Consider the following 25,780-nt stretch of genomic DNA (forward strand, 5'->3'; position numbering starts at 1 on the left):
AGGCGCGCAATTGAGCGTCGGCTTTCGGATACCGCGCAGTTCGGAGCATCCGGGTTCAGCGGCTGCGCCGGAGGAGCTCCTTGAGGAGGTGGACAAGGCCGGCGATGACGAACCCGGCGGTGAAGAGGAGGATGATGAACGGGATTACGATCTCGTTGCGCTTGTCCGCATGCCATGCGTCGGCGGGATCGTCGGGGTGGTAGTGGACGATGGCAGGGTCCCCCACGGTCGCCGGCCGACCCTGGTCATCCCCGCGGATCGTGTGACGGGTGCCGGACTCGTCGGTGAACTCGATGGTCGGTCGATGCACGGTGCGCGGCGGGCCGACGCTGTCGTGCACCCGGCGCTCCTCGCTCGCGGTGATCGTGCCGGTGGTTTCGACGGCGCCCACTTCCCGCGCGCTGAGCGCGGCGAAGGTGATCGCGGCGGCAATGAGCGTGAGCGCGGCGGCGATGCCGTAGAACGCGAGGATAAGGCCGACGCTCGTCCCGCGGCGGCGGGCCTCGGTCGGAGGGCGTCGCATCATGGGCTCAGTCTACGGATGGTCAATGGGGAGCGGGACACCGAGGCACAGGTCGCCGAGGCGCGGGTCGCCAGACCGAAGCTGCGCCCGGCCGAAGCTGCGCCGAACTGCGGAGTATCCGATTCGCGGCGCGCAATTGCGCGTCGACTTTCGGATACCCCGCGGTACGGCGAGTCTGCAGCGATGCACTGCGGTACGCACCGCGCACGCGCCCCTCACGGCAATCTGACCTTGCGAACTCTGGCGGATCCGCTCTCAGAAACCTTCGAAAATTGAGGTCTGGAATGGTCTTGCGGGATCCCGGCTTCAGGAGCGCCAGTCGTGGCGGGTGAAGGTGAAATCGGGGGGCTGCTTGGCGAAGAAGCCCTCCTGTCCGCGGACGATCTCGCTCGCATACGCCTCGGCCAGCCATCCGCCGGCTGCGGGATCCGGGTCCTCGCCGCGCAGGATCCGCTTGGCCCCGGTCTGGCTCAGCGCGGAGCGGCCGGCGATCGTCGCCGCCATCTCCCGTGCCGTGTCGAGCGGGGTGTCGCTCACCCGATGGATGAACCCGAGGTTGAGCGCCTGGTCGAAATCGACGATCTCCGCCGTGAGCAGGAAGTACGTCGCCCAGGCATCCCCGATGATCCCGGCGAGCCGCCGAGTGGGTCCGGGCGGGTAGACGAGTCCGAGCTTCGCGGCGGTGACCCCGTAGATCGTTCCGGGTGCCGCGATCCGGACGTCGCAGGCCGCGGCGAGCTCGGTGCCGCCGCCCACGCAGTTGCCCTCGATCGCGGCGATCGTCGGGACATCCACGGCGGCGAGCGCCTCCTCGGCCTCGGCGTTCGCCGCCCAGAAGTCCGCCAGCGGCACATCGAGGTCCCCGATGTCGGACCCGGCGGAGAAGTGCCCGCCGGCCCCGGTGAGGATGAGCACCTCGATCCCGGGGTCGGCGTCGATCGCGGCCATGATGTCCGGCAGCGCCAGCCACATCTCGCGCGAGAGCGCATTGCGCTTGGCCGGGCGGGACAGGACGAGGGTCCCGACCCCACCGGAGACGGTGAGATCGAAACCCTCGACCAGTGCGTGATCGTTCACGCTGCTCAGTCCGACTTCGTCGGGACCGAGCGCTGCTCCTCGCCGTCGTAGGCCGACAGCGGGCGGATCAGCGCATTGGAGGCCTGCTGCTCCATGATGTGCGCCGTCCAGCCGGTGATGCGGGCCATGACGAAGATCGGCGTGAACTGCGGGGTGTCGAAGCCCATGAGGTGGTAGGCCGGGCCCGACGGGTAGTCGAGGTTCGGGTAGATCCCCTTGCGCCCGACGAAGTCCTCCTCGAAGGCGTTGTACAGGTCGAGGAGATCGGTCGCGCCCTTGGCCGCGACCATGTCCTCGAAGGCCTTGCGCATGGTAGGCACGCGCGAATCGCCGTTCTTGTAGACGCGGTGGCCGAAACCCATGATCTTCTCTTTGTTCTCGAGCGCCTTGTCGATCCACGCCGAGGCCTTGTCGGCGGTGCCGACCTCCTCGAGCATCGCCATGACGGCCTCGTTGGCACCGCCGTGCAGCGGTCCCTTGAGGGCGCCGATCGCACCGGCGACCGCGGAGTACATGTCCGAGGTCGTCGAGGTGATGACGCGGGCGGTGAACGTCGAGGCGTTGAAGGAGTGCTCGGCGTAGAGGATCATCGACACGTCGAAGCAGCGCACGACCTCCTCGGCCGGCACCTCGTCGAAGACCATCTTGAAGAAGTTGGCCGCGTAGCCGAGGTCCTCGGTCGGTGCGACCGGGTCGAGGCCGTGGCGACGGCGGTGGTCGACGGCGACGATCGTCGGCAGCTGGGCGTACATCCGCTCGGCCTTGGCGAGGTTCGCCTCCGGCCCCTCGACATCGGCCTCCGGGTCCACGGCGCCGAGGTAGGCCGCCGCGGTCTGCACGACGTGCATCGGGTGGCAGTCGGTGGGCAGGGAGAGGATGAGATCGATAAGCTTCTGGTCGATCGCGCGCTGGCCGCGCTCCCGGGCGGTGAACTCCGCGAGCTGCTCGGGCGTCGGCAGCTCGCCGTGCCAGATGAGGTAGGCGACCTCCTCGAACGAGCAGTTCGCGGCGAGCTCCTGCACGGGGTAGCCGCGGTAGGTCAGCGAGTTGGTCTCCTGCACGACCTTGGAGACCTTCGTCGTGTCGACGACGACGCCGGCGAGGCCCTTCTTGATGTCCTGATCGGTCACTGGTGACCCTCCTGAGAGAAGTTGAAGACGGCGGCGTCGAAGTCGTTGTACGCCGCGTAGTCGATGGTTTCGTAGAGGTCGGCCCGGGTCTGCATGCCGTCGAGCAGCGTCACCTGGGTGCCGGTGTCGCGGATCGTCTGCAGTCCGGACTTGATCGCGCCCATCGCCAGGCGCAGCGTGGTGACCGGGTAGATCACCAGGCGCACGCCGGCGTCGGCGAGCTGCTCGGTGGTGAACAGCTCGCTCTTGCCGAACTCGGTCATGTTCGCCAGGATCGGCACGTCGACGGCCTGCGCGAAGGTCTCGAACTCGCCGAGGTCGCGCATCGCCTCGGGGAAGATCATGTCCGCCCCGGCATCGATGTAGGCCTTGGCCCGGTCGATCGCGGCGTCGAGGCCCTCGCCGGCGCGGGAGTCGGTGCGGGCGCAGATGACGAAGTTCTCATCCCGCCGACCCTTGACGGCCGCGGAGATCCGCTTGACCATCTCCGCGGTGCCCACGACCTCCTTGCCGTCGAGGTGGCCGCACCGCTTGGGGTTGACCTGGTCCTCGAGGTGCATGCCGGCCAGGCCGGCGTCCTCGAACTCCTGCACGGTGCGCGCGACGTTCATCGCCTCGCCCCAGCCGGTGTCCGCGTCGATGAACGTCGGCAGGTTCGTCACCCGGGAGATCGCCCGGCCGTGGTCGGCGACCTCGGTGAGCGTGGTCAGGCCGATGTCGGGCAGCCCCTGCGCCGCGGAGAACGCGCCGCCGGAGATGTAGATGCCCTCGAAGCCGATCTGCTCGATGATCTGGGCGTTGATCGGGTTGATCGCACCCGGGAACTGGACGATCTCACTGCCGGCGAGCAGTTCGCGGAACCGCCTGCGCCGGTCGGCGGGTGTGGTGGTGGCTCCGAGCATCTCAGAAGATTCCCTTCGATCCGGTGTGCTCGAGGCCGTCGACCGCGAAGCTCAGCTGCGCGACGTCGTCGGCGCCGAGGTTCTCGAGGTTCTGGGCGAGGTCGAGGAACCGGTCCTGCTCGGCGTCGGACACGATGCCGTCGGCCAGGGTGCGGAACTTCTCGACGTAGTTCGCCCGGGCGAACGGACGCGCACCGTGCGGGTGGGCGTCGGCGACGGCGATCTGGTCCTCGATCACGGAGCCGTCCTCCATCTCGACGACCACACGACCACCGAAGGCGATCTCGTCCGGGTCGGTCGAGTGGTAGCGGCGGGTCCACTCGGGATCCTCGGTGGTGACGATCTTGCGCCACAGCTCGACGGTCTCCGGGCGGCCGGCGCGCTCGGGGGCGTAGGACTTCTCGTGGTGCCAGCCCTGGTCCTCCATCGCGACGGCGAAGATGTACATGATCGAGTGGTCGAGGGTCTCGCGCGAGGCCTTCGGGTCCATCTTCTGCGGGTCGTTCGCCCCGGTGCCGATGACGTTGTGGGTGTGGTGCGAGGTGTGGATGGTGATCTTGCGGATCTTCGACTTGTCCTCGATCTGCGCTCCCATCCGGCGGGCGAGGTCGATGAGCGCCTGCGCCTGGTACTCCGCGGAGTGCTCCTTGGTGTAGGTGTCGAGGATCGCGCGCTTGGCCTCGCCCTGGCCCGGCAGCGGCACGGTGTAGCGGGCCTCGGGACCGGACAGGATCCAGGCGATGAAGCCGTCCTCGCCCTCGTAGATCGGGCTCGGGGCGCCTTCGCCGCGCATCGCCCGGTCGACGGCCTCGACGGCCATCTTGCCGGCGAACGCCGGGGCGTGGGCCTTCCAGGTCGAGATCTCGCCCTTGCGGGACTGGCGGGTGGCGGTGGTGACGTGGAGCGCCTGCTGGATGGCCTGGAAGGTCACCTCGGTGGGCAGGTGGAGGAGCGCGCCGATGCCGGCCGCGGCGGACGGGCCGAGGTGCGCGACGTGGTCGATCTTGTGCTCGTGGAGGCAGATGCCCTTGGCGAGGTCGACCTGGATCTCGTAGCCGGTGGCGATGCCGTTGATGAGGTCCTTGCCGCCGATGCCCGCGTGCTGGGCGACGGCGAGGATCGGCGGGATGTTGTCGCCGGGGTGCGAGTACTCCTTGGCGAGGAAGGTGTCGTGGAAGTCGAGCTCGCGCACGGCCACGCCGTTGGCCCATGCGGCCCACTCCGGTGAAACGCGCTCGCTCAGCTGCAGGCCGAAGACCGGGGCACCGGGCTTCGTGGGGTGGGTCTGCGCCTGCTCGCGCGCGTGGGTGGGGGCACCGCGCCGAACCGAGGCGGCCGCGACGGAGGCGTTGTCGATGATGCGGTTGATGACCATGTCGGTGACGTCTGCGTCGACCGCGACCGGGTCGGAGGCGACCTCGGCGATCTTCCAGGCCAGCTGCTCTTCGCGCGGCAGGTCCTCGGAGCTCTTGTAGGTCCGGACTTCGTGATTGATCATGGAGATTCTCCTCGTGTCGACGTCGACCGCGGACAGGGCGGGCGCGGGTGTTCGGCGAGCGGCCGTCCCTTCCACTCTATGCCCTGGGTGCAGGCGGGTGTGCTCCGGGCAACAATGTATCTCGATATCAAGATACTTGGTGCGCGGGCGACTCGGCAACCCCGCCGGGGCCCAGGGGAACCGCCTTCCTTCCCCGCGGCGGTCGCGTGTGACAGCATGAAACCATGACGCGCACCGCACTCGACTACGACGACAACTGGCTCGAACCGGACGAGCTCGCGAGCATCCGCCGCCGCATGCCGATCACCTATGTCAACGCGGTGCCGGTGCAGCTCGGCGACCACGGTCAGGTGACGAAGGTGGGCCTGCTGCTGCGCACGCTCGAGGACGACGGCTCGCTCGGCCGGGAGATCGTCGGCGGCCGGGTGCGCTACCACGAGCCGCTCCGCTCGGCGCTCGTTCGCCATGTGGAGAAGGACCTCGGCCCGCTCGCGCTGCCGCAGATCCCCCCGGCGCTGACCCCGTTCCACGTCGCGGAGTACTTCCCCACGCAGATGGGGCCCTCGCCCTATCAGGACCCGCGCCAGCACGCGGTCGCCCTGTGCTACATCCTGCCGGTGCAGGGCGAGTGCTCCCCGCGCCGCGATGCGCTCAGCCTCGACTGGCTGACCCCGGCCGAGGCGATCCGCGAGGACGTCGTCGCAGAGATGTGCCACGGCCAGGAGCACATCGTGCGCGCCGCCCTGGCCCACCTCGGAATCCTTCCCTGAGGTTCTGAGGTTCTGAGAAGCCTGGGGTTCCGAGGCGCCTGGACCTGAAGGCTTGAAGGTTTGAACGCCTGAAGGTCTGGTGGTCTGGAGGCCTGAGCACTGAGGTCCCGGCGCCCTCGCGCGCAGCCCGCCCCTCGAACTGCGCGGTATCCGAGACCGAGCGCGCAATTGCGCGTCACGTTCCGGATACCGCGCAGTTCGTCCATGCGTCATCCCATACATAGGTCCTCCCGTCCATGGGCCTTCTCGTCCACGGGTCCCCCCGTCCACGAGTCCCCCACGGACTGCACGGACCCCACCTCTGCGCTATGCTCGTCCTCACGACAGGGGAGCGCCACCAGGGCGCTGAGAGTGCGAGCATCGCAGACCCTCGAACCTGACGCGGTTCATACCGCCGGAGGAAGTCGAGTCTCTTCATCCCCTCCTGCCATTCACAGGAGGATCCACCATGGCACCGTCATCGTCATTCCCCGAACCCGCGGACCGGGTTCCCGCAGACACTGCTCCCGCGGACTCCGTCTCCTCCGACCGAGTTCCCGCGGACACGGCTCCGTCCCCGGCCTCGGCCTCGGGCGCAGACGCGCATCCGCCCACCCCGGAACCGGACCCCGCGCCGCCGAGCCGTCTGCGCTGGCGGGTCGTCGACATCGTCGTCGCCTCGGTGCTCGGCGTCGCGGTGGGCGTCGTGTTCTGGGTGTGGTCGACGGCCTGGTCGACGCTCTCGCTGCCGTTCCTCGCCTTCCCGCCCGCCGCGGGCCTGCTCACCGGCGTGTGGGTGCTCGCCGGGCCGCTCGGCGCGATGATCATCCGCCGGCCCGGCGCCGCGCTCTACTGCGAGATCCTCGCCGCCGCCGTGTCCGCCGTGCTCGGCACCCAGTGGGGCATGCAGGTCCTCATCTCCGGCGCGCTCCAGGGCCTCGGCGCCGAGCTCGTCGTCCTCCTCCTGCTCTACCGCCGCTTCGGACCGGTCGTCACCCTGCTCTCCGGACTCGGGGCCGGACTGTTCCTGGGCCTCGGCGAGAACCTCATGTACAACACCGAATGGCAGCCGGCCTGGCAGCTCGTCTACCTCGCCGCGGCCGGCGTCTCCGGGCTCGTGCTCGCCGGGGGCGGCACCCTGCTGGCGGTCCGGGCGCTGCGCCGCACCGGGGTGCTCGCCCCGCTCGCCTCCGGCCGCACCGCCGCCGAGGTGTGAGCCGGCCGATGCGCACCACCGGCCGTCCGGCCCCGGCAGTGAGCTCCGCTCGGGGGCCTGCGGTCATCACCGCCCGCGGCTACGGCTGGCGGCACGCCGGCCGGAAGGCGCCTGCCCTCACCGACATCGACCTCGCCGTGCCCGCCGGTCAGCGGGTGCTCCTCGTCGGCGCATCGGGCTCGGGGAAGTCGACGCTCCTCCACGCGCTCACCGGAGTGCTGCCGGCCGACTCCGGGCACCGCACCGGGGAGCTGCTCGTCGACGGCCGTCGCCCCGATCCGGCTCGCGGCCGCTCCGGGCTCGTCCTCCAGGACCCCGAATCCCAGGTGATCCTCGCCCGGGCCGGGGACGACGCAGCCTTCGGGATGGAGAACCTCGGGGTCGACCCCGAGGACATCTGGCCGCGCGTCGACGCCGCGCTGCACACCGTCGGCCTCGGTCCGGGCGGGGCCGCCGCTGCCGAGGCGCGGGCCCGGCTCACCCGCACCCTGTCCGGCGGGCAGAAGCAGCGCCTTGCGCTCGCCGGGGTGCTCGCGATGGAACCGGGGCTCATCGCACTCGACGAGCCGACGGCGAACATCGACCCCGCCTCGGCTCCGGTGCTGCGCGATGCCGCGCTCCGCGCGCAGGCGGTCACCGGGGCCACGCTCCTCGTCGTCGACCATCGGGTGGACCTGTGGTGCGATCACGTCGACCGCGTCGTCGTCCTCGACCGGTCGCGGATCGTCGCCGATGGCACCCCGGACCTCCTCACCGACCCCGGGCTCCGCGACCTGCTGCGCACCGCAGGCGTCCGCATCCCCGGCACTCCCCCGCCACCGGCACGACGGCCCGCCGCCGGAGGGGAGACGCTGCTCACCGCCCGCGACCTGGCCGTCACCCGTCCCGGCCGGCGGGAACCCGTCGCAGGCGGCATCGACCTCACGCTCTGCGCCGGCACGGCGACCGCGCTCGTCGGGCCGAACGGAGCGGGGAAGTCGACGACCGCGCTCACCCTCGGCGGGCTGCTGCGCCCGGCGGCCGGCGCGGTCTGGGCGACCGACGCGCTGCTCCGCACCCACCGGCCGGTCCCCCGCCGCCGGGAACCGGCCGCGTGGCGCTCGCGCGAGCTCGTCACCCGCATCGGCTCGGTGTTCCAGGAGCCCGAGCACCAGTTCCTCACCGACTCGGTCGCCTCCGAGCTCGCCTTCGGACTCCACCGGGCCAGGCTCCCCGAGGCGCGGATCCGGGACCGGGTCGAGGAGCTGCTCGGCGTGCTGCGCCTCGCGCACCTCGCCCGCGCCCACCCCCACACCCTGTCCGGTGGGGAGAAGCGGCGGCTGTCCGTGGCGTGCATGCTCGCCTGCTCGCCGCCCCTGCTCGTCCTCGACGAGCCCACGTTCGGGCAGGATGCCGCGACCTGGGAGGGGCTGCGCCTGCTGCTCACCGCGGAGCTCGACCGCGGGACCGGGATCCTGCTCGTGTCCCACGACGAGCCGTTCATCGCAGCGCTCGGGGCGCACGAGCACCCCGTCGGGGCGCGCACGGCGGTGGGCGCGGCATGAGCACACTCGCACCCCGGGCCACGCCGCTCGTGCGCTGCAACCCGGTGACCAAGCTCGCGGCCGGGTTCATCCTCATGTTCGCCGTCCTGCTCAGCGTCGACGTCGTGTCCGCTGGGGTGCTCCTCCTGCTCGAGCTCGCGCTCCTGCCGCTCGCCGGCCTGCCGTGGCGCACCGTCGTGGGCCGGACGTGGTTCCTTCCGATCATCGCGCTCACCGGCGGCTGGAGCACTGCGCTGTTGGCTGAGAAGACCGGGGCGACCGTCGTCGACCTCGGTCCGGTGCTCCTCACCGCGGACTCGCTCACGGCCGGGGCGGCGATCGGCCTGCGCACCATGGCGCTCGCGCTGCCGGCGGTCGTGCTCCTCGCCACGATCGACCCCACGGATCTGGCCGACGGGCTCATCCAGAAGCTCCGCGTGTCGGAGCGCTTCGCCCTGGCGGCGCTCGCTGCCGGGCGGCTCGTCTCCCTGTGGATCGCGGAGTGGCAGGTGCTGCGGATGGCGCGGCGGGCGCGCGGGGTCGGCGGTTCCGGGCCGCTGTCCCACCTGGGCGCGTTCTTCCCGGTGATGTTCGCCCTCCTGGTCCAGGCGATCCGTCGCGGCACCCGCCTGGCGATGGCGATGGAGGGGCGCGCGTTCGGGGCCCCGGGCCGCACCTGGGCCAGGACCTCGCGCTTCGCCGCGCGCGACCTCGGGCTCCTCGCCGGGGCACTGCTCATGGCCGCGACCGCCGTGGGCGCGGCGATCGCGACGGGCTCCTGGAACCTCATCGTGTGAGATGCGCCCGGGGCGTGGGGGCGCGGGCGGTGCGGCGCGGGCGGTGAGGCGCGGCTGACCGAACTGCGGAGTATCCGAAAGCAGGCGCGCAATTGCGCGTCGCGCTCTGGATACTCCGCAGTTCGACAGTGAGGGCGCGCGAGTGAGCGGCCAGGTGAGGGCGCGGGTCCCCGGGTGGCGGGCGCGTTCGACCTAGCGGGTGATGAGGGCGACGCTGTGGGCGACGGTGAACCAGGCGTCGGGGCCCTCGCACCAGCTGCGCCAGCCGTCGGCGATCCGCTCGAGCTCCTCCTGGGAGGCGAACCCGTAGGCCACGATGTCCTCGGCGAGCGCGGTGCGTGAGACGCGGTCGGCCCAGGTCTGCGACCACCAGCCGCAGTCCTCCGGGTTCGCGAACACCCACGGCCGGGACAGGTAGTCGACCGCGGCCGGCCCGTGGCCGAGCACCCGCGGGGCCGCGGCGTTCGTCCAGGCGCGGAGGAACACCCCGGCATCGGGCTCGCCGCCGTTGCGCCGGGCCGTCTCCCGGTAGAGCTCGAGCCAGCGGCTGATCTCCGGGGACTCGGGGTGCCAGCGGAAGCCGGCGTAGTCGGATTCCGTGACGGACACGGTGCCGCCCGGGCGGACCACGCGGATCGCCTCGGCGAGTGCGGTCACCGGATCCGCGACGTGCTGGAGCACCTGGTGGATGTGGACGGCATCGAAGAAGGCGTCCTCGAAGGGCAGCTCATGGCAGTCGGCGACGACGACGTCGATCATGTCGACGCCGCGCCGCTGCGCCTCCGCACGGGTGAGGGCGGCGCTCTCCTCGGCCCGCTCCACCGCGGTCACGTGCGCCACGTGCCCGGCGAGGTCGCAGGTGATCGTGCCGGCGCCGGAGCCGATGTCGAGGATCCGCATCCCGGGCTCGAGGCGTGCGAGCAGGTCCGGTGCGCAGCGCTGCGCGGTGCGCCACGAGTGGGAACGGATCACCGACTCCTCGTACCCGTGGGTGTACTTCGGCTGTGCGCTCATCGCAGCTCCTTCAGCAGGTCCTTGAACCAGGCCCGCCATTCCTCGACGGCGCCTGCGCTGCCCAGTCTGCTGATCTGGAAGGCCGCAGTGCTCCGCACATCCGCACTGCGGACAGCCTCCCGGCCGGATTCGCCCGCTGCGCCCTCGGCCTGCTTCCGATCGCGGGTCGGGGCCTTGGCGCCGATCGTCGCGGTCACGCGGGTGCCGTCGGCGAGCTTCGCCCGCCAGTACTGCCACTTCTCCGTGCCCGAGGTGGTGGGCTCCTCCGCGAAGTCGACCCCACCCAGCCCGGTGCGGCCGGCCATGAGGGTTTCGACGGCGGCGAGCACCTGTGCGGGGTCGCCGGGCAGTGTCTTCGACACGCTGACCTGGAAGGTGCCGTCGCTCACCTGGCCCGGGAGGCGGCGGCCGATCTGCTGCTCAAAGGCGACGGCGGCGCTCTGCGCCCACCAGCCGGCGTTGTCGACCTTCCCCCGGAACAGCGTGTGGGCGGCCGCGGCGAGCCCGGCGTGATCGGTGTCCGCACCGCCGGCGGCATCGAGGGCGGCGCTGATCTCCGACCACGGCAGGCCGGTGGCGGATTCGATGGCGGCGGTGCTGCCGGGCCGGGTGGTCATGGCGTGCGGTCCTCCGTGGAGTGGGAGAGGCGTCGTGGGACGGACACTGTGGGCCGGGCGCTGGGAGCCGGGGGACGGGCGCCCCGGGATGGGCACTGCGGGTCGGGATGCTGCAGGCTGCGGTGCAGGAGCCGCGGGAGCCGCCCAGCAGGCGCGGCGGCTGCTCGTGCGGGCTTCCGGCGCGCTCAACGTCCGGGGGTGGCGATCGCGACGAGGAAGTCGCCCGGGTCGGTGAAGGGGCGCAGCGTCCATGTCGAGAAGCGCTGGACCAGCGTGAGCCCGGCGGCGGCGAGGTCGGCGTCGAAGTCGTCGAAGTCGTAGCCGCGGCCGGCCCCGAACCCGCACACGAGCCTGCCGTCGGGGCGCAGCGCACCGGCGAGATTGCCCATCACCGCCGAGCGGCTGGTCGGGTCGAGGAAGGTCATGACGTTGCCGGCGGAGACGATGACGTCGAAGCCGGGCCGGTCGCTCTCCGGGGCGGCCTCCGGTCGTCCGAGGAGGTCGGTGGAGGCATGTGCACCGAGGTCCCGCATGTCCCGCCCCTCGTCGAGCGCGGCGAAATCGAAGCGGGCGAGGTCCCCGACGTACCAGTCCGCGCCGGGATAGGTCTCCTGCGCTTCGGCGATGAGGTAGTCGTCGAGGTCGACGCCGACGACCTCGTGACCGCGCTCGGCGAGGTATCCGCCCACCCGGCCGGTGCCGCAGCCGGCGTCGAGGATCCGACTGCCGCGCTCGGCGAGCGCGTCGACGAACCGCGCCTCCCCGTCGAGGTCGAGCCCCTGGGCGGCGAGGTCCCGCCAGCGCTGGGCGTAGCGCGCGGAGTGCTCTGGGTCCCGCTCCCGCATCTCGTCCCACATGTGCGTGTAGCTCATGGCGCCATCCTACGGACTCCCGCGGACACCGCCGAGGGACGTGCGGGCCGGCTGCGCACGGCGCCCCGTCCTGCCCTCGCCCTTTCCCGCCCTCAACCCAGGCCGCCCTCACCTCGGGTTGACCTCAACCCAGGCAACCCAGGCCGCACGCGACCCAGGCCAAACCCGCCCTAGCCTCGGGCCGGGTGGGCGCCGCGGGTCAGTCGGCGGCGAGGCTGAGCTCGGTGAAGACCTCGCCGAGCACGTCGACGACGTGGGCGATCGCCGGCTGCTCGGCCATCCGCTCGTGCACCATGATGACGATCCGCCGGCCGCCGGCGGTGATCCCCGGGACCAGGCGCGCGGTGCTCGGCGCGAGCGACATCATCACCGGGGTCGCGAGCGTGTAGCCCATTCCGCTGCCGACCATCGCGAGCGCCACCGCGGAGTCGACGACGATGTGGGATTCGCGCGGCGCGAAGCCGAGCTCCGCACACGCGAAGCGCATCGCGCGGCCGAAGGTCGACTCGTTGCGCGGCAGGATCCAGGACGCGGTGGCGAGCTCCTCCACGGTGGGGTCGGGGAGGTGGGCGGCGGCCACGACGCCGAACCGCTCGGAGCGCATGGTGTGCATGAGGAGACCACGCTGCGGGGCGAGCGGCGAGGACGGGTAGTCGATCCCGATGCCCACGTCGATCCGGCCCTCGAGCACGGCCGACTGCATGACCTCGACGTCGACCTCGCGCGCCTGCAGGCTGATGCCGGAGCCGGAGAGCTTGGCGGCCGCCGGGCCGAAGGCCACGACCGAGGCGGAGCCGAACACCCCGAGCGTCACCCCGTGAAGACTGCCCTCCACCCGTCCGCGCACCGCCTGGGCCGCCTGCTCCTCGGCGGCGAGCACGGCGCGCGCCCGGCCGAGCAGCAGCTGCCCGGTCTCGGTGAGCGCGAGCCCGCGGCCGGACTGCACGACGAGGTCGGTGCCCACGACCCGCCGCAGGGCACTCATGTGCTGGCTCACCGCCCCGGGCGTGTAGCCGAGCACTCGGGCGGCAGCGGTCATCGTGCCGTGGTCGGCCACCGCGACGAAGGTCCGCAGCTGGCCGAGAGTCCAGTTCATCGAGCCCTGCATCGTGCTCTGCGCCATCCCCGCTCCTCCTGACCACCCAGGGGGCGACACCCTATCGTCGGCACGGGGACTGCCCACCGGCCACCGCCCACCAGCCGACCCTGCATCAATCCTATGCGCGATTCAGTATCACTGATAGCACTGTTGACGTTCTATCGCTTGTCTGAACCTCGCCGAGACCGCACGATGAAGGAACAGTGATCTCCGTCACAGGAGACGGCTCCGGGCGGCATGGATCGCTGTGCACCACGGATCTCCGGTCACCGCACGGGATCCGAGCAGCGCACGACCGCACCCGGTCGCCGCGCACAGTTCCCTTCACAGCGGGAGGACCGATGACCACGGGATCGACACCCCAGGTGGCCCCGTCCCATGCCTCCGTCGTCGTCATCGGCGGCGGCATCATGGGCGCGGCCACAGCGCACTACCTCGCCGAGGCCGGAGTCGAGGACGTCGTCCTCGTCGAACGCGACGAGCTCGGCAGCGGCTCGACCTCGAAGGCGGCCGGCGGGCTCCGCTCGCAGTTCTCCGACGAGGTCAACATCGCCCTCGGGGCACGCAGCCTCGAGACGTTCCGCCGATTCACCACCGACTTCGACCACGACATCGACCTCGTCACGAGCGGCTACCTGTTCCTCCTCGACAATGACGAGGACGCGGCCGCCTTCGAGCGCAATGTCGCGCTCCAGCAGTCGCTCGGTCAGGCCTCGCGGATGGTCTCCGTCGCCGAGGCGGCCGCCCTGTCCCCGATCATCAGCACCACCGGCCTGGTCGCCGGGGCCTTCAACCCGGAGGACGCCCACTGCACGCCCGAGGCGGCCGTCGCCGGGTTCGCCCGCGCCGCCCGCCGTCGCGGGGTCACCGTGTGCAAGCACACCGAGGTCACCGACATCGTCGTGGAGGACGGCGCGGTCACCGGGGTGGAGACGAGCCGCGGGCCGATCGCCACGGACACCGTGGTGTGCGCCGCCGGCGTGTGGTCGCAGGCACTCGGGGCGATGGCCGGCGTCGAGCTGCCGGTGACGCCGCTGCGTCGCCAGATCATGGTCACCGAGCCGGTCGACTTCGACGCCCGGTCGCTGCCGTTCACCATCGACTTCTCCACCTCGTTCTACTTCCACTCCGAGGGCGACGGACTGCTCATGGGCGCACCCGAGGTCGCTGACGTGCGCGAGTTCGACATGCACCGCGACCCCGAGTGGGCGGAGCACCTGTCCGGGCTCATCAGCCGCCGCGCCCCCGCGCTCGAGGACGTGTGCGTGCGCAGCGGCTGGGCCGGCCTCTACGAGTGCACCCCGGACCACAACGCACTCATCGGCTCGGCCGAGGAGGTCAGCGGCTTCCTCTACGCCTGCGGGTTCTCCGGCCACGGCTTCCTCCAGGGCCCGGCCGTCGGCGAGGTCATGCGCGACCTCTACCTGGGCCGACAGCCCTTCGTCGACGTCAGCCCGATGGGCGTCGGCCGCTTCAGCACCGATGAGCTCCGCGTCGAGCTCAACATCGTGTGAGCGCCCGGGTCGGCCGAGCCGCGGGGCACCTCGGCGCCGGCCCGGCCCCACCGGCAGGGCACCTCGGCGCCGGTGATCCCGCACCCCGAACCGGCTCCCTGTGAGCCATGACACGATGACAGCAGACCGCTCCACGACCGTGAGCACACCGCTCCAGAGAGGACACACCATGACCGCTCCCGACTCCACGACGACCGCCCTCCCCACCGAGGACGCGATCATCGACCTCGCCCGCAGCGGCCTGTCCGCGTGCGGCGCCGACCTCGACGCGCTGCTCGCCGGCGGCGCCGAGGCGTCGTCCACGATCACGCTCCGCTCCCCGATCACCGGCCAGGTGCTCGGGCAGATGGCCGCGGACACCGCGGAGTCCGCGACAGACACGATCGGGAAGGCGCACGAGGCGTTCCTCGCCTGGCGCGACGTGCCCGCCCCGGTGCGCGGCATGGTCGTTCAGCGCTGGGGCCAGCTCCTCACCGAGCACAAGGAGGACCTCGCCAAGCTCGTCACCCTCGAGGCCGGGAAGACCCCGTCCGAGGCTGCGGGCGAGGTGCAGGAGATGATCGACATCTGCGAGCTCGCCGTCGGCCAGTCCCGGCAGCTGTTCGGCAAGACCCTGCCGAGCGAGCGGCCCGGCCACCGGCTCATGGAGACCTGGCACCCGCTCGGCGTGGTCGGCATCATCTCCGCCTTCAACTTCCCCGTCGCCGTCTACTCGTGGAACACCGCGCTCGCCCTGATCTGCGGCGACTCCGTGGTGTGGAAGCCCTCGGAGGTGTCCACGCTGTCGGCGGTCGGGGCGAACGCGCTGCTGACCCGCGCGATCGAGGAGAAGGGCGGCCCGGCCGGCCTCAACGGGCTGCTCGTCGGCGAGCGCGCGATCGGCGAGGCGCTCGTCGACGATCCGCGCGTCGAGCTCCTGTCGGCGACCGGCTCGGTGCGGATGGGCCGCGAGGTCGGCCCGCGGGTGGCGCAGCGGTTCGGCCGCTCGCTGCTCGAGCTCGGCGGCAACAACGCCGCGATCGTCACCCCGAGCGCGGACATCGATCTGGCGCTGCGCGGCGTCGTGTTCGCCGCCGCCGGCACCGCCGGTCAGCGCTGCACGACGCTGCGCCGCCTCATCGTCCACTCCGACATCGCCGGCGAGCTCGTCGACAAGATCGTCGCCGCCTACGGCACGCTGAGCATCGGCTCCCCGACCGCCGAGGGCGTGCTCGTCGGACCGCTCGTCAACCAGGCGTCCTACGAGAAGATGCAGGCCTCGCTCGAAGCCGCACAGGCGCAGGGCGGCGAGGTGCTGTGCGGCGGCACCCGCGTGCTCGCCGATGCCGCGGCCGACGCCTACTACGTCGAGCCCGCCGTCGTGCGGATGCCGGGTCAGACGGAGATCGTCGAGGACGAGACCTTCGCGCCGATCCTCTACGTCATGGAGTACACCGACTTCGATGCTGCGATCGAGCTCAACAACGCGGTGCCGCAGGGGCTGTCCTCGGCGGTGTTCACCTCCGACCTGTCCGAGGCGGAGCGGTTCATCGCCCGCTCGGACACGGGGATCGCGAACGTCAACATCGGCACCTCGGGTGCGGAGATCGGCGGGGCGTTCGGCGGCAACAAGGAGACCGGCGGCGGGCGCGAGTCCGGCACCGACTCCTGGCAGGCCTACATGCGCCAGGCGACGAACACCGTCAACTACTCCGGTGAGCTGCCGCTGGCCCAGGGCGTCGAGTTCCTCTGAGCCGAGGTTCCCGGGTAGGCGGGCGCGGTTGCCCTGTCCCCGGGCAGGCGGGCGCGGTTGCCCCGTTCCCGGGTAGGGGGGCTCCCGGTTCCCGGGTAGGCGGGGCTCCCGGGGCATTCCAGTGCGGTTCCCCGGTTACCGGGTCATTCCAGTGCGGTTCCACGATTCCAGGGTCACTCCAGTGCGGTTCCCCGGTTACTGGGTCACTCCAGTGCGGTTCCACGATTCCCGAGTCATTCCAGTGCGGATACTCGCCGGTAAGCGCACTGAACCGACTCCGGAACACCTGACGCCGCTGCGTTCTACGGCCCACCGATGCCGCCGCTCCGTCCGGGAGCGGCGGCATCGTCGTGTCCGGGTGCGCTGTCGAGTCCGAGGTGGACCACCGAGTTCGTTGGCCCCCGTCCCCGAGGCGGATCGCCGGGTCCGAGGTGGTCGCCTCGCCCGCGGCGGGTCGCTGCAAGGTGGTCGCCGGGCCCGAGCCGAGGTGCCGTGTCCGGGGTGCGTGCCAGACTGAGGGCCATGGCATACACCTGCACCGAATGCGGTCATTCGAACCCCAAGTGGCTCGGCCGCTGCCCCCAGTGCCAGGCCTGGGGCACCCTCGAGGAGACCGGCCCGGCCGCCACGTCCGTGCGCACGAAGGCGAAGGCCGCCCCGGCCGGCCGTCGCGCCGCCCCCATCACCGGGGTCGACGGCACCTTGGCCCGTGCCCGGCCCACCGGGGTCGGCGAGTTCGACCGGGTGCTCGGCGGCGGCCTCGTGCCCGGCGCGGTGATCCTGCTCGCCGGCGAGCCCGGGGTCGGCAAGTCGACCCTGCTGCTCGACGTGGCCGCCCGGGCGGCGCGCGCCTCGGCCCGGGCGCTCTACGTGTCCGGCGAGGAGTCCGCCGGGCAGGTGCGACTGCGCGCGGAGCGGATCGGCGCACTCGAGGACTCGCTCCTCCTCGCCGCGGAGACCGACCTCGGCGTCGTGCTCGGGATGATCGATTCGGAGAAGCCCGACCTCCTCGTCATCGACTCGGTGCAGACTCTCGCCTCGAGCGATGTCGAGGGCGTGCCCGGCGGTGTCACCCAGGTGCGCGAGGTCGCCGCCGGGGTCATCCGCGCGGCCAAGGACCACGGCATCCCGACGATCCTCGTCGGCCACATCACCAAGGAGGGCACGGTCGCCGGGCCCCGCCTGCTCGAGCACCTCGTCGACGTCGTGTGCTCCTTCGAGGGCGACCGGCACTCGCGGCTGCGCCTGCTGCGGACCACGAAGAACCGGTTCGGCCCCGCGGACGAGGTCGGCTGCTTCGACATGACGGAGACCGGGATCGAGAGCCTCGCCGATCCCTCCGGGCTGTTCCTGTCGCGGTCGAACACGCGTGCGCCGGGCACGTGCCTGGCGGTGAGCCAGGAGGGCCGCCGGCCGATGGTCGTCGAGGTGCAGGCGCTCGTCGAGGAGTCCGCGGCGGGCAATCCGCGGCGCACCGTGAGCGGGGTCGACGGCAACCGGGTGGCGATGAACATCGCGGTGACCTCGAAGTACACCAAGCTCGGCAAGCACGACGTGTTCGTCGCGACGGTCGGCGGAGTGCGGGTGAGCGAACCGGCAGCGGACCTCGCGGTGTGCCTGGCGCTCGTGTCCGCCGCCGTCGACCGCCCGCTGTACTCGCGACTCGTGGCGATCGGTGAGATCAGCCTGTCCGGGGAGATCCGCAACGTCCCGAACGTCGGACTCCGACTGGCCGAGGCCGCCCGGCTCGGGGTGACGAACGCCGTCGTGGCGCGCGGGGCGCTGGAGAACGTCGCGGTCCCGGCCGGCATGCGGGTCAAGGAGTGCGAGACGGTCATCGACGCGATCGACGTCGTGCTCACCGGTGCCGAGGAGACCCGGCCGGTGTGGAAGGGCAGCCGAGCGCCGGGACAGGAGGCACCAGTGTAGGTGGGCGTGGTGTAGGTGGGCGCGGTGTAGGTGGGCGCAGGCGCAGGAGGTGTGAGCGCAGGTTTGAGTTCGGGCACCGACCCCGACCCCGGCGGGGTGGTTGCTCGCGTGCCGCCGCCGACCGCAAGCCGGGTTGTCGGTATCGATACAGTTTCGAACCCCATTCGTTACCTGCCGCAGCGGTCGTGCCGCACCCCTGATCGATAGGCTGGAGGGATCCTCCCCCTTGCTCCGAAAGGCCTTGCCGGTGCGCACCCATTCCAATCCGCACATCCTCGACCCCCAGTCGGAGGAGGACCGGGCGAGCGGCGATCTGCTTTTCTCCACCCTCGCCGCGGCCGCCCCCGGGACGGAGCTCCGCGACGGCCTCGAGCGGATCCTGCGCGGGCGCACCGGTGCGCTCATCGTGCTCGGCAGCTCGCGCACCGTGGAGTCGATCTCCACCGGCGGCTTCCCCATCGACATCGAGTTCTCCGCCACCCGGCTGCGCGAGCTCGCGAAGATGGACGGGGCGATCGTCCTCGACCGCGGCGCCTCGCGCATCCACTCCGCCGGCGTCCAGCTGCTCCCCGACCCGGCGATCGACACGACCGAGTCCGGGACCCGCCACCGCACCGCCGAGCGCGTGGCCAAGCAGACCGGGTTCCCGGTGATCTCGGTGAGCCAGTCGATGCAGATCGTGCAGATCTACGTCCACAACTCCCGGCACGTCCTCCAGGTGTCCGACCGGATCCTGTCCCACGCCAACCAGGCCCTCGACACGCTCGAGCGCTACAAGGCGCGGCTCGACGAGGTCACCGGCACGCTGACCTACCTCGAAGTCGTCGACCGCGCCACGCTCGCCGACGTCCTCGTCGTCCTCCAGCGCCAGGAGATGGTGCGCCGGATCTCCGCGGAGATCTCCACCTACATCCTCGAGCTCGGGCAGGACGGACGGCTCGTCACGCTCCAGCACGAGGAGCTCATGGGTTCGTTCGGCAACGTCCAGTTCAACCTGCTGCGCGACTACATCGATGCGATCCCCGAGCACGGGGAGATCGACGACGTCATGCGCAACCTCTCCCGCCTGTCCGGCAGCGAGCTCGTCGACATCGACGTCGTCGCCCGCTCGATCGGCTCCTCGGCGGCGAGCGAATCGCTCGACCGCCACGTCTACCCGCTCGGCTACCGGGTGCTGTCCTCGATGCGACGCGTCCCCTCGCTCGTCGTCGAGCGGCTGGCCGAGCACTTCGGTCGCTTCACCGAGCTCCTCGCCGCCGACGTCACCGAGCTCAAATCGGTCGAGGGCGTGGGCGAGCACCGGGCACGGATCGTGCGCGAGGGCCTCAACCGGATCGTGGAAGAGGCGACCGAGAGCTGAGGCCCGGCGCGGCTCCGGTCACTCGCCGGATTCCTCCTCGGCAGATTCCTCCTCGGCGGATTCCTCGGACGGCTCCTCGGTGGGCTCCGGGGCGGTGATCTCGAACTCGACAGGTTCGCTCTCCGTCTCCCCCAGCGAGGTCACGAGCTCGTACTTCCCGCCCTCGAAGCCCTCGGCCATGCGGTTGCAGTTCTTGTCCACGGGCTCCACGGTCCACTTGAGCGCCGCGCGCTTCTCCGACCCGGCGGCGAACACGACCTCGGCCTCGGCGGCGTCGCCGTCGGCCTCGGGGTCCGCGCAATACTCCGAGCTCCACACCGTCTCCCCGTCCTTGCGGACGGTGAAGGTCTGCTCGCTCGTGCCGACCGCGATCCGGCAAGCGGCGTCGTGGGTGTTCGTGACGATGAGCTCGAGGGTGGCGCTCGCCCCGGGGTCGTAGGACTTCTCATTGGTCGCCGCCCCCACGGTCACCGCCTCCGTCGGGCAGGCTCCGCTCGCGTCGTCGCCGGTGGGCATGGGCGCGGTGGGCTCCGCGGTCTCCGTCGGCTCCGCGACGGGGGCGGGATCCTCGGACGGGGACCGCAGCGCCTGGACGATGACGATGGTCGCACCGACGACGACGGCGAGGATGATCAGACCGAGCACGGCCACGGTCATCCGGCGGCGACGGTACACGGCATCCATGCCCTGTCCGCCGCCTCCGCGCCCGCTGCCCGAGCCGCCTCCGGTCGCCGAGGTGCGCGCACCTCGGGCCCGGTTCGCGGCCGGTCCGGCGCCGGGCGAACGGGGGCCAGTGGACGTGCGGCCACTAGACTGCGCTGAGGCGGAGCGCCCGCCTGCCGAGCCGCTGCTCCGGCCGGTGCCGCTCGCCTTCCCGGTGCCGCGGCGCGATCCGCCGGCAGCGGACTGACCCCCGCGGCGCCGGGCGCCGGAGGAGCCGGATGAGCGCGGGGGTTCGGAACCAGGACCACGGGTCGAAGGAGACATCATCTCGAGAGTAGAACGCCGGGCCGCGAACACCGCCCAGACACTCCGGATCCCGCACGAATCCCAGCTCGCACGGGTCCGGCGCACCGTCGTCGACTGGTTCGCCGCGCACGCCCGCGACCTGCCGTGGCGGGCGGAGGGCACCTCGGCATGGGGCATCCTCGTGAGCGAGGTGATGTCCCAGCAGACACCGATGGTCCGGGTCGCGCCGCGCTGGACGGAGTGGATGCGGCGCTGGCCCACCCCGGCGGACCTCGCGGACGCCTCCCCCGCCGAGGTGCTCCTCGCCTGGGACTCGCTCGGCTACCCGCGGCGCGCCCTGCGGCTGCGCGACACCGCGCGGGCGATCGCCGACGACCACGACAACGCGGTTCCGGTGGGTGAGGCGGCGCTGCGTGCACTGCCCGGGGTCGGCGACTACACCGCCGCGGCGGTCACCGCGTTCGCGCACCGACAGCCTGCAACCGTGCTCGACGTCAACATCCGGCGGGTGCTCGGCCGGGTGTTCGCCGGCCGCTCGCACCCGACTCCCGCACCCACCCGGGCCGAGCGCGACTGGGCCGCGGCCCTTGTGCCGACTGAGGAGCACGTCGAGTGGAACGCCGGGCTCATGGAGTTCGGGGCGCTCGTGTGCACCTCGCGGAACCCCGCGTGCGAGGAGTGCTCGTTGCAGGCCGAGTGCCGGTGGTTCGCCGCCGGGCGGCCGGCGGACGCCGGGCGGAAGCCCACGACCCAGGCCTGGCACGGCACGGACCGGCAGCTGCGCGGGGCGATCATGGCCGTGCTCCGCGCCGCCGGGCCGCCAGGCGCTGACGGTTCAGGCGCGCCGGCCGAGGCGGTCGCCGCAGCCGGCGCGAACGAGGCGGCGGGATCCGATGCGGCAGCCGCGAGTGAGACTGCACCGGCCGGGGCGGGCCAGGTGAGCGGCGTGGCGCGGGCGCTCCTCACCGCGGGCACTGCGGACCTCGACGCCGAGGCGCTCGCCGCGCTGCCCGACCGGGTCGAGGCGGCGGTGCTGCGCGTGCGGGAGCTCGGGGACTCCGAGCGGGTGGACCGGCTGGTGCGCGCGCTCGTCGCCGACGGGCTGGCCGCGGAGTCCGGCGGCGTCCTCCACCTCCCGCAGTAGCAGTGCGGGCAGGCGCGTGGGCAGGCGGGTGCGGGCAGGCGCGTGCGGGTCAGAGGTGCTTGAGCATCCGCGAGTTGCCCAGGGTGTTCGGCTTGACGCGGGCGAGGTCGAGGAACTCGGCGGTGCCCTCGTCGTGGGAGTGGAGGAGCTCGACGTAGACCTCGGGCGACACCGGGGTGCCGGAGATCTCCTCGAAGCCGAGCGACTGGAAGAAGCGGGTCTCGAAGGTCAGGCAGAACACGCGGGAGACCCCGATGTCCCGGGCGTCGGCGAGGATCTGCTCCATGAGCGAGCGGCCGATGCCGCGCCCCCGGTAGTCGGGGTGGGTGGCGACGGTGCGCGCTTCGGCGAGGTCGTCCCACAGCACGTGGAGGGCCGCGCAGCCGACGACGACCTCCTGCGGCCCGGAGCGGTCGACGACGAGGCGGAACTCCTGGAGCGACTCGAAGTAGTTCACCGGGTCCTTCGCGACGAGGATCCGCGCCTCGGCGAGCGGCTCGACCAGCCCGCGGATCGCCTTGACGTCCGGGGTGCGCGCGCGGCGGATGAACAGTCCGCTCGGCAGTTCCCGGGCCTCGGGCAGCGGCGGCGTCCCGGGGTCGGAACCGGCCGCAGCGGTCACCTGGGAGGCGGTGGCCCGCTCATGCGTGGTGGTCGCCTCGGGCACGGTGGGCGCCTCGGTGGCGGTGGTCGCCTGGGGTGCCGTGGTCGCCTCGGGCACGGTGGTCCGCTCGGGACCGGAGATCGGTGGCGTCGCGGGGTCGGCAGGCATTCCTCCATTCAACACCCGAGACTGCAATTTCCCAAGGTTCCTGAGAGCGGATCCGCCAAATAGCGCAAGGTCACGGGGCCTGACCCCGGGCCGGCGAGCAACGACGGCACGCCGACCCCGGGGCGTCGCTGCCGTGCCGGCACCGCCGACTGCGCGGTATCCGATGATCAACGCTCAATTGCGCGATCCATTCGAGATACTCCGCAGTCGGACGGTGATGGATCGGCCGCACCCGCTGCCGCATCCACCGCGCGCACCGAACACAGCGCGGACGCACCACCCGCTGCAGCACCCACCGAATCGCCCTCGACACAGCACCGACGCCGTACCCGGCACTCAGTAGACCCACCCGATACGCAGCACCGACGCCCCAACGCCGTCCTGACACAGCAGAATCCTGCGGTTCCGTTCTCAGGAACCGCAGGATTCTGCTGTATGAACCGCGGGCCGACCGGGCTCAGCGGGCCGAGCTCAACCGACCAGACTCAATCGGCCGGACTCAGCCGACGGACCTCAGTGGGCCGGCTCAGAGGGTGCGCTCGGCGCCTCCGGCCGCGGCCCCTCCGGCGGGACCCTCGGAGGAGTCATCCGCATCCGGGTCCGCGTGCGAGGTGGCCGCCGCGTTCGCGACACCGGCCTCCGGGATGGCCCCGCTCACGTCCTCGGACTCGTCCGCGCCCACGGTCACCGGCACCCGCTCGGTGTCGCGGCCGTCGAACGTGAACTTGGCGTCCGCGCCCTCGCCCTCGACATCGACGAACACCGTCTGGCCCGAGTGCAGCTCGTCGAACAGGATCCGCTCCGAGAGCTGGTCCTCGATCTCCGACTGGATGGTGCGGCGCAGCGGGCGCGCACCGAGCACCGGATCGTAGCCGCGTTCGGCCAGCAGGTTCTTGGCCTCCTGGGTGACCTCGACCTTCATGCCCTTGTCCGCCAGGCGCTCGTCCAGGCGGGCGAGGAACAGGTCGACGATCCGCACGATCTCCGGCTTGCTCAGCTGCGGGAACACGATGGTGTCGTCCACGCGGTTGAGGAACTCCGGCCGGAAGTGCTGCTTGAGCTCGTCGTTGACGCGCTGCTTCATCCGCTCGTACGAAGTGGAGGTGTCCCCCTCGATCTGGAAGCCCAGCTGCTGACCCTTGGCGATGTCGCGCGTGCCGAGGTTCGTGGTCATGATGATGATGGTGTTCTTGAAGTCCACCTCACGACCCTGCGAATCCGTCAGACGCCCGTCCTCGAGGATCTGGAGCAGCGAGTTGAAGATGTCCGCGTGCGCCTTCTCGACCTCGTCGAACAGGACCACGGAGAACGGCTTGCGCCGCACCTTCTCGGTGAGCTGCCCGCCCTCCTCGTAGCCCACGTAGCCGGGAGGCGAGCCGAACAGCCGCGACACCGTGTGCTTCTCCGAGAACTCGCTCATGTCGAGCGAGATCAGCGAGGACTCGTCGCCGAACAGGAACTCCGCGAGCGCCTTGGCGAGCTCGGTCTTGCCGACGCCCGTGGGCCCGGCGAAGATGAACGAGCCCGAAGGCCGCTTGGGGTCCTTGAGGCCGGCGCGGGTACGGCGGATCGCCCGGGACACCGACTTGATGGCGTCCTGCTGACCGATGATCCGCTTGTGCAGCTCGTCCTCCATGCGGAGCAGCCGCGCGGACTCCTCCTCGGTGAGCTTGAAGATCGGGATCCCGGTCGCCGAGGCGAGCACGTCGGCGATGAGCTCCTCGTCGACGATCGCGGAGCCGTTCTTGGCGCCGGAGCGCCATTCCTTCTCCGCCTCGTCGTGCTTGGTCTGGAGCTTCATCTCCGCATCGCGCTCGTTGGCGGCGAGCTCGAAGTCCTGCGCGTCGATCGCCGCCTCCTTGCGATGGCGGGCCTCGACGATCTGCTCCTCGAGCTCCTTGATCTCCGGCGGGGTCGACAGCCGCGAGATCCGCAGCTTCGCGCCGGCCTCGTCGATGAGATCGATGGCCTTGTCCGGCAGGAACCGGTCGTTGACGTAGCGGTCGGAGAGGTTGACGGCTGCGGCGAGCGCACCGTCGGTGATCGTCACCTTGTGGTGCGACTCGTAGCGGTCGCGCAGACCCTCGAGGATCTTGATCGCGTCCGACAGCGAGGGCTCCGGGACCTGGATCGGCTGGAACCGGCGCTCGAGCGCGGCGTCCTTCTCGATGTTCTTCCGGTACTCGTCGAGGGTGGTCGCACCGATCGTCTGGAGCTCACCGCGGGCGAGCATCGGCTTGAGGATCGAGGCGGCGTCGATCGCGCCCTCGGCCGCGCCGGCACCCACGAGGGTGTGGATCTCATCGATGAACAGGATGATGTCGCCGCGGGTGCGGATCTCCTTGAGGACCTTCTTCAGGCGCTCCTCGAAGTCACCGCGGTAGCGGGATCCGGCGACGAGCGAGCCCAGGTCGAGCGTGTAGAGCTGCTTGTCCTTGAGCGTCTCCGGCACCTCGTCGTTGACGATCGCGGCGGCGAGGCCTTCGACGACGGCGGTCTTGCCGACGCCGGGCTCGCCGATGAGCACCGGGTTGTTCTTGGTCCGGCGCGACAGCACCTGCATGACCCGCTGCATCTGCTCCTTGCGGCCGATGACCGGGTCGAGCTTGCCCTCGCGGGCGGCGGCGGTGAGGTTGCGACCGAACTGGTCGAGGACGAGCGAGCCCGAGGGCGTGCCCTCCTCGCGACCGCCGGCGGCCACGGGCTCCTTGCCCTGGTAGCCGGAGATCAGCTTGATGACCTCCTGGCGCACGCGCCCGAGGTCCGCGCCGAGCTTGACGAGCACCTGGGCGGCGACGCCCTCGCCCTCGCGGATGAGGCCGAGGAGGATGTGCTCGGTGCCGATGTAGGTGTGGCCGAGCTGGAGCGCCTCGCGGAGGCTGAGCTCGAGCACCTTCTTGGCACGCGGGGTGAACGGGATGTGGCCGCTCGGGGCCTGCTGTCCCTGGCCGATGATCTCGGTGACCTGTTCACGGACCTGGTCGAGCGAGATGCCCATGCCTTCGAGCGCCTTGGCGGCGACGCCCTCGCCCTCGTGGATGAGGCCGAGCAGGATGTGCTCGGTGCCGATGTAGTTGTGTTTGAGCAGCTTGGCCTCTTCCTGCGCCAAGACCACTACGCGACGGGCACGATCTGTGAACCGTTCGAACATTTGCCCCTCCTCGGTCTGTTGATTCCTTCGACTCTAACCACCGCTCGCGGCGATTTATTGCGGTTTCGCGGTCAGCCGAAAGGGATTCGGCTCACGGCGTAATCGCCGGGTGCGGCGGCGGGAATCCGCATGACCGCGCGGGGTGATCGCGGGATGAGCGCGAAGTGGGCGTGGGTGATCCGCCGTTCCCGA

21 protein-coding genes and 1 riboswitch are annotated in these 25,780 nt (G+C 71.3%); of the genes, 9 read left to right on the forward strand and 12 right to left on the reverse strand.

What is annotated here, in order from left to right; translation table 11 throughout:
- Positions 1-55 precede the first annotated feature (55 nt).
- From AB0I45_RS00795 to AB0I45_RS00815, 5 genes are all read right to left on the reverse strand, one after another.
- Positions 56-526, reverse strand: coding sequence for a DUF3592 domain-containing protein (locus AB0I45_RS00795; RefSeq protein WP_137318033.1), 471 nt, complete (start codon positions 524-526; stop codon positions 56-58).
- 303 nt (positions 527-829) lie between these two features.
- Entirely contained in the window at positions 830-1,600 is a 771-nt protein-coding gene (locus AB0I45_RS00800; protein ID WP_360316044.1) for an enoyl-CoA hydratase/isomerase family protein, read from the reverse strand.
- 5 nt (positions 1,601-1,605) lie between these two features.
- Positions 1,606-2,730, reverse strand: coding sequence for a bifunctional 2-methylcitrate synthase/citrate synthase (locus tag AB0I45_RS00805; protein ID WP_295689889.1), 1,125 nt, complete (start codon positions 2,728-2,730; stop codon positions 1,606-1,608).
- Entirely contained in the window at positions 2,727-3,632 is a 906-nt protein-coding gene (gene prpB, locus AB0I45_RS00810) for a methylisocitrate lyase (RefSeq protein WP_247618264.1), read from the reverse strand. The genes AB0I45_RS00805 and prpB overlap by 4 nt, the downstream gene beginning before the upstream one ends.
- Position 3,633: 1 nt before the next feature.
- A complete protein-coding gene (locus AB0I45_RS00815) occupies positions 3,634-5,130 on the reverse strand; it encodes an MmgE/PrpD family protein (RefSeq protein ID WP_247618263.1) in 1,497 nt (498 codons plus the stop codon).
- Positions 5,131-5,354: 224 nt separating this feature from the next.
- Here AB0I45_RS00815 and AB0I45_RS00820 point away from each other — a divergent pair, with 224 nt between their 5' ends.
- From AB0I45_RS00820 to AB0I45_RS00835, 4 genes are all read left to right on the forward strand, one after another.
- A complete protein-coding gene (locus AB0I45_RS00820; protein ID WP_137318037.1) occupies positions 5,355-5,900 on the forward strand; it encodes a DUF4916 domain-containing protein in 546 nt (181 codons plus the stop codon).
- 315 nt (positions 5,901-6,215) lie between these two features.
- Positions 6,216-6,320: riboswitch (TPP riboswitch) on the forward strand.
- A 28-nt stretch (positions 6,321-6,348) separates the two neighbouring features.
- The gene (locus AB0I45_RS00825; protein ID WP_295689885.1) at positions 6,349-7,095 is read left to right on the forward strand and encodes an ECF transporter S component; all 747 of its coding nucleotides are present in this window, start codon (positions 6,349-6,351) and stop codon (positions 7,093-7,095) included.
- Between the two features lie 8 nt (positions 7,096-7,103).
- The gene (locus tag AB0I45_RS00830; protein ID WP_360316050.1) at positions 7,104-8,639 is read left to right on the forward strand and encodes an ABC transporter ATP-binding protein; all 1,536 of its coding nucleotides are present in this window, start codon (positions 7,104-7,106) and stop codon (positions 8,637-8,639) included.
- Positions 8,636-9,415, forward strand: a complete 780-nt coding sequence (locus AB0I45_RS00835; RefSeq protein WP_101652287.1) for an energy-coupling factor transporter transmembrane component T — start codon at positions 8,636-8,638, stop codon at positions 9,413-9,415. Before AB0I45_RS00830 ends, AB0I45_RS00835 begins: the two co-directional genes overlap by 4 nt.
- A 192-nt stretch (positions 9,416-9,607) precedes the next feature.
- Here AB0I45_RS00835 and AB0I45_RS00840 read toward each other — a convergent pair whose 3' ends face one another.
- From AB0I45_RS00840 to AB0I45_RS00855, 4 genes are all read right to left on the reverse strand, one after another.
- A complete protein-coding gene (locus AB0I45_RS00840; RefSeq protein WP_360316053.1) occupies positions 9,608-10,429 on the reverse strand; it encodes a class I SAM-dependent methyltransferase in 822 nt (273 codons plus the stop codon).
- Positions 10,426-11,046: a hypothetical protein gene (locus AB0I45_RS00845; protein ID WP_247618259.1), complete on the reverse strand. Its 621-nt coding sequence runs from the start codon at positions 11,044-11,046 to the stop codon at positions 10,426-10,428. The genes AB0I45_RS00840 and AB0I45_RS00845 overlap by 4 nt, the downstream gene beginning before the upstream one ends.
- Before the next feature lie 185 nt (positions 11,047-11,231).
- A complete protein-coding gene (locus AB0I45_RS00850) occupies positions 11,232-11,918 on the reverse strand; it encodes a class I SAM-dependent methyltransferase (protein ID WP_360316056.1) in 687 nt (228 codons plus the stop codon).
- Between the two features lie 199 nt (positions 11,919-12,117).
- The gene (locus AB0I45_RS00855; RefSeq protein WP_360316059.1) at positions 12,118-13,041 is read right to left on the reverse strand and encodes a LysR family transcriptional regulator; all 924 of its coding nucleotides are present in this window, start codon (positions 13,039-13,041) and stop codon (positions 12,118-12,120) included.
- A 317-nt stretch (positions 13,042-13,358) separates the two neighbouring features.
- Between AB0I45_RS00855 and AB0I45_RS00860 the strand changes: the two genes are divergently transcribed.
- The 4 genes from AB0I45_RS00860 (at position 13,359) to disA (ending at position 19,552) form a co-directional block, all read left to right on the forward strand.
- Complete coding sequence (locus AB0I45_RS00860; RefSeq protein ID WP_360316062.1) at positions 13,359-14,531, forward strand: FAD-binding oxidoreductase; 1,173 nt, start codon at positions 13,359-13,361, stop codon at positions 14,529-14,531.
- A gap of 169 nt (positions 14,532-14,700) precedes the next feature.
- Positions 14,701-16,263 (forward strand): aldehyde dehydrogenase family protein, encoded by a 1,563-nt coding sequence (locus tag AB0I45_RS00865; RefSeq protein WP_137318045.1) that lies wholly within the window; start codon positions 14,701-14,703, stop codon positions 16,261-16,263.
- Positions 16,264-16,785: 522 nt separating this feature from the next.
- Positions 16,786-18,192: a DNA repair protein RadA gene (gene radA / locus AB0I45_RS00870; RefSeq protein WP_247618254.1), complete on the forward strand. Its 1,407-nt coding sequence runs from the start codon at positions 16,786-16,788 to the stop codon at positions 18,190-18,192.
- Positions 18,193-18,439: 247 nt separating this feature from the next.
- Positions 18,440-19,552, forward strand: a complete 1,113-nt coding sequence (gene disA, locus AB0I45_RS00875) for a DNA integrity scanning diadenylate cyclase DisA (protein WP_360316067.1) — start codon at positions 18,440-18,442, stop codon at positions 19,550-19,552.
- A gap of 18 nt (positions 19,553-19,570) precedes the next feature.
- On the opposite strand, the gene AB0I45_RS00880 is transcribed toward disA, so the two are convergent.
- The gene (locus AB0I45_RS00880; protein WP_360316070.1) at positions 19,571-20,236 is read right to left on the reverse strand and encodes a hypothetical protein; all 666 of its coding nucleotides are present in this window, start codon (positions 20,234-20,236) and stop codon (positions 19,571-19,573) included.
- Positions 20,237-20,714: 478 nt separating this feature from the next.
- Here AB0I45_RS00880 and AB0I45_RS00885 point away from each other — a divergent pair, with 478 nt between their 5' ends.
- Complete coding sequence (locus AB0I45_RS00885; protein WP_360316073.1) at positions 20,715-21,665, forward strand: A/G-specific adenine glycosylase; 951 nt, start codon at positions 20,715-20,717, stop codon at positions 21,663-21,665.
- 49 nt (positions 21,666-21,714) lie between these two features.
- Here the strand turns inward: AB0I45_RS00885 and AB0I45_RS00890 are convergent, their stop codons facing one another.
- Positions 21,715-22,248, reverse strand: a complete 534-nt coding sequence (locus AB0I45_RS00890; protein ID WP_137320295.1) for an amino-acid N-acetyltransferase — start codon at positions 22,246-22,248, stop codon at positions 21,715-21,717.
- Positions 22,249-22,963: 715 nt separating this feature from the next.
- On the reverse strand, positions 22,964-25,588 hold the full coding sequence (locus tag AB0I45_RS00895; RefSeq protein ID WP_137318049.1) for an ATP-dependent Clp protease ATP-binding subunit: 2,625 nt from the start codon (positions 25,586-25,588) through the stop codon (positions 22,964-22,966).
- Positions 25,589-25,780: the final 192 nt, after the last annotated feature.

The sequence above is a fragment of the Brevibacterium sp. NPDC049920 genome, from assembly GCF_040656435.1.
GTDB lineage: Bacteria > Actinomycetota > Actinomycetes > Actinomycetales > Brevibacteriaceae > Brevibacterium > Brevibacterium pityocampae.

Coding starts and splice junctions, on each gene's coding strand:
- AB0I45_RS00795 (WP_137318033.1), bottom strand. CDS start 526: ATGATGCGACGCCCTCCGACCGAGGCCCGCCGCCGCGGGACGAGCGTC.
- prpB (WP_247618264.1), bottom strand. CDS start 3,632: ATGCTCGGAGCCACCACCACACCCGCCGACCGGCGCAGGCGGTTCCGC.
- AB0I45_RS00815 (WP_247618263.1), bottom strand. CDS start 5,130: ATGATCAATCACGAAGTCCGGACCTACAAGAGCTCCGAGGACCTGCCG.
- AB0I45_RS00820 (WP_137318037.1), top strand. CDS start 5,355: ATGACGCGCACCGCACTCGACTACGACGACAACTGGCTCGAACCGGAC.
- AB0I45_RS00825 (WP_295689885.1), top strand. CDS start 6,349: ATGGCACCGTCATCGTCATTCCCCGAACCCGCGGACCGGGTTCCCGCA.
- AB0I45_RS00830 (WP_360316050.1), top strand. CDS start 7,104: ATGCGCACCACCGGCCGTCCGGCCCCGGCAGTGAGCTCCGCTCGGGGG.
- AB0I45_RS00835 (WP_101652287.1), top strand. CDS start 8,636: ATGAGCACACTCGCACCCCGGGCCACGCCGCTCGTGCGCTGCAACCCG.
- AB0I45_RS00840 (WP_360316053.1), bottom strand. CDS start 10,429: ATGAGCGCACAGCCGAAGTACACCCACGGGTACGAGGAGTCGGTGATC.
- AB0I45_RS00845 (WP_247618259.1), bottom strand. CDS start 11,046: ATGACCACCCGGCCCGGCAGCACCGCCGCCATCGAATCCGCCACCGGC.
- AB0I45_RS00850 (WP_360316056.1), bottom strand. CDS start 11,918: ATGAGCTACACGCACATGTGGGACGAGATGCGGGAGCGGGACCCAGAG.
- AB0I45_RS00855 (WP_360316059.1), bottom strand. CDS start 13,041: ATGGCGCAGAGCACGATGCAGGGCTCGATGAACTGGACTCTCGGCCAG.
- AB0I45_RS00860 (WP_360316062.1), top strand. CDS start 13,359: ATGACCACGGGATCGACACCCCAGGTGGCCCCGTCCCATGCCTCCGTC.
- AB0I45_RS00865 (WP_137318045.1), top strand. CDS start 14,701: ATGACCGCTCCCGACTCCACGACGACCGCCCTCCCCACCGAGGACGCG.
- radA (WP_247618254.1), top strand. CDS start 16,786: ATGGCATACACCTGCACCGAATGCGGTCATTCGAACCCCAAGTGGCTC.
- AB0I45_RS00880 (WP_360316070.1), bottom strand. CDS start 20,236: ATGGATGCCGTGTACCGTCGCCGCCGGATGACCGTGGCCGTGCTCGGT.
- AB0I45_RS00885 (WP_360316073.1), top strand. CDS start 20,715: ATGTCCCAGCAGACACCGATGGTCCGGGTCGCGCCGCGCTGGACGGAG.
- AB0I45_RS00895 (WP_137318049.1), bottom strand. CDS start 25,588: ATGTTCGAACGGTTCACAGATCGTGCCCGTCGCGTAGTGGTCTTGGCG.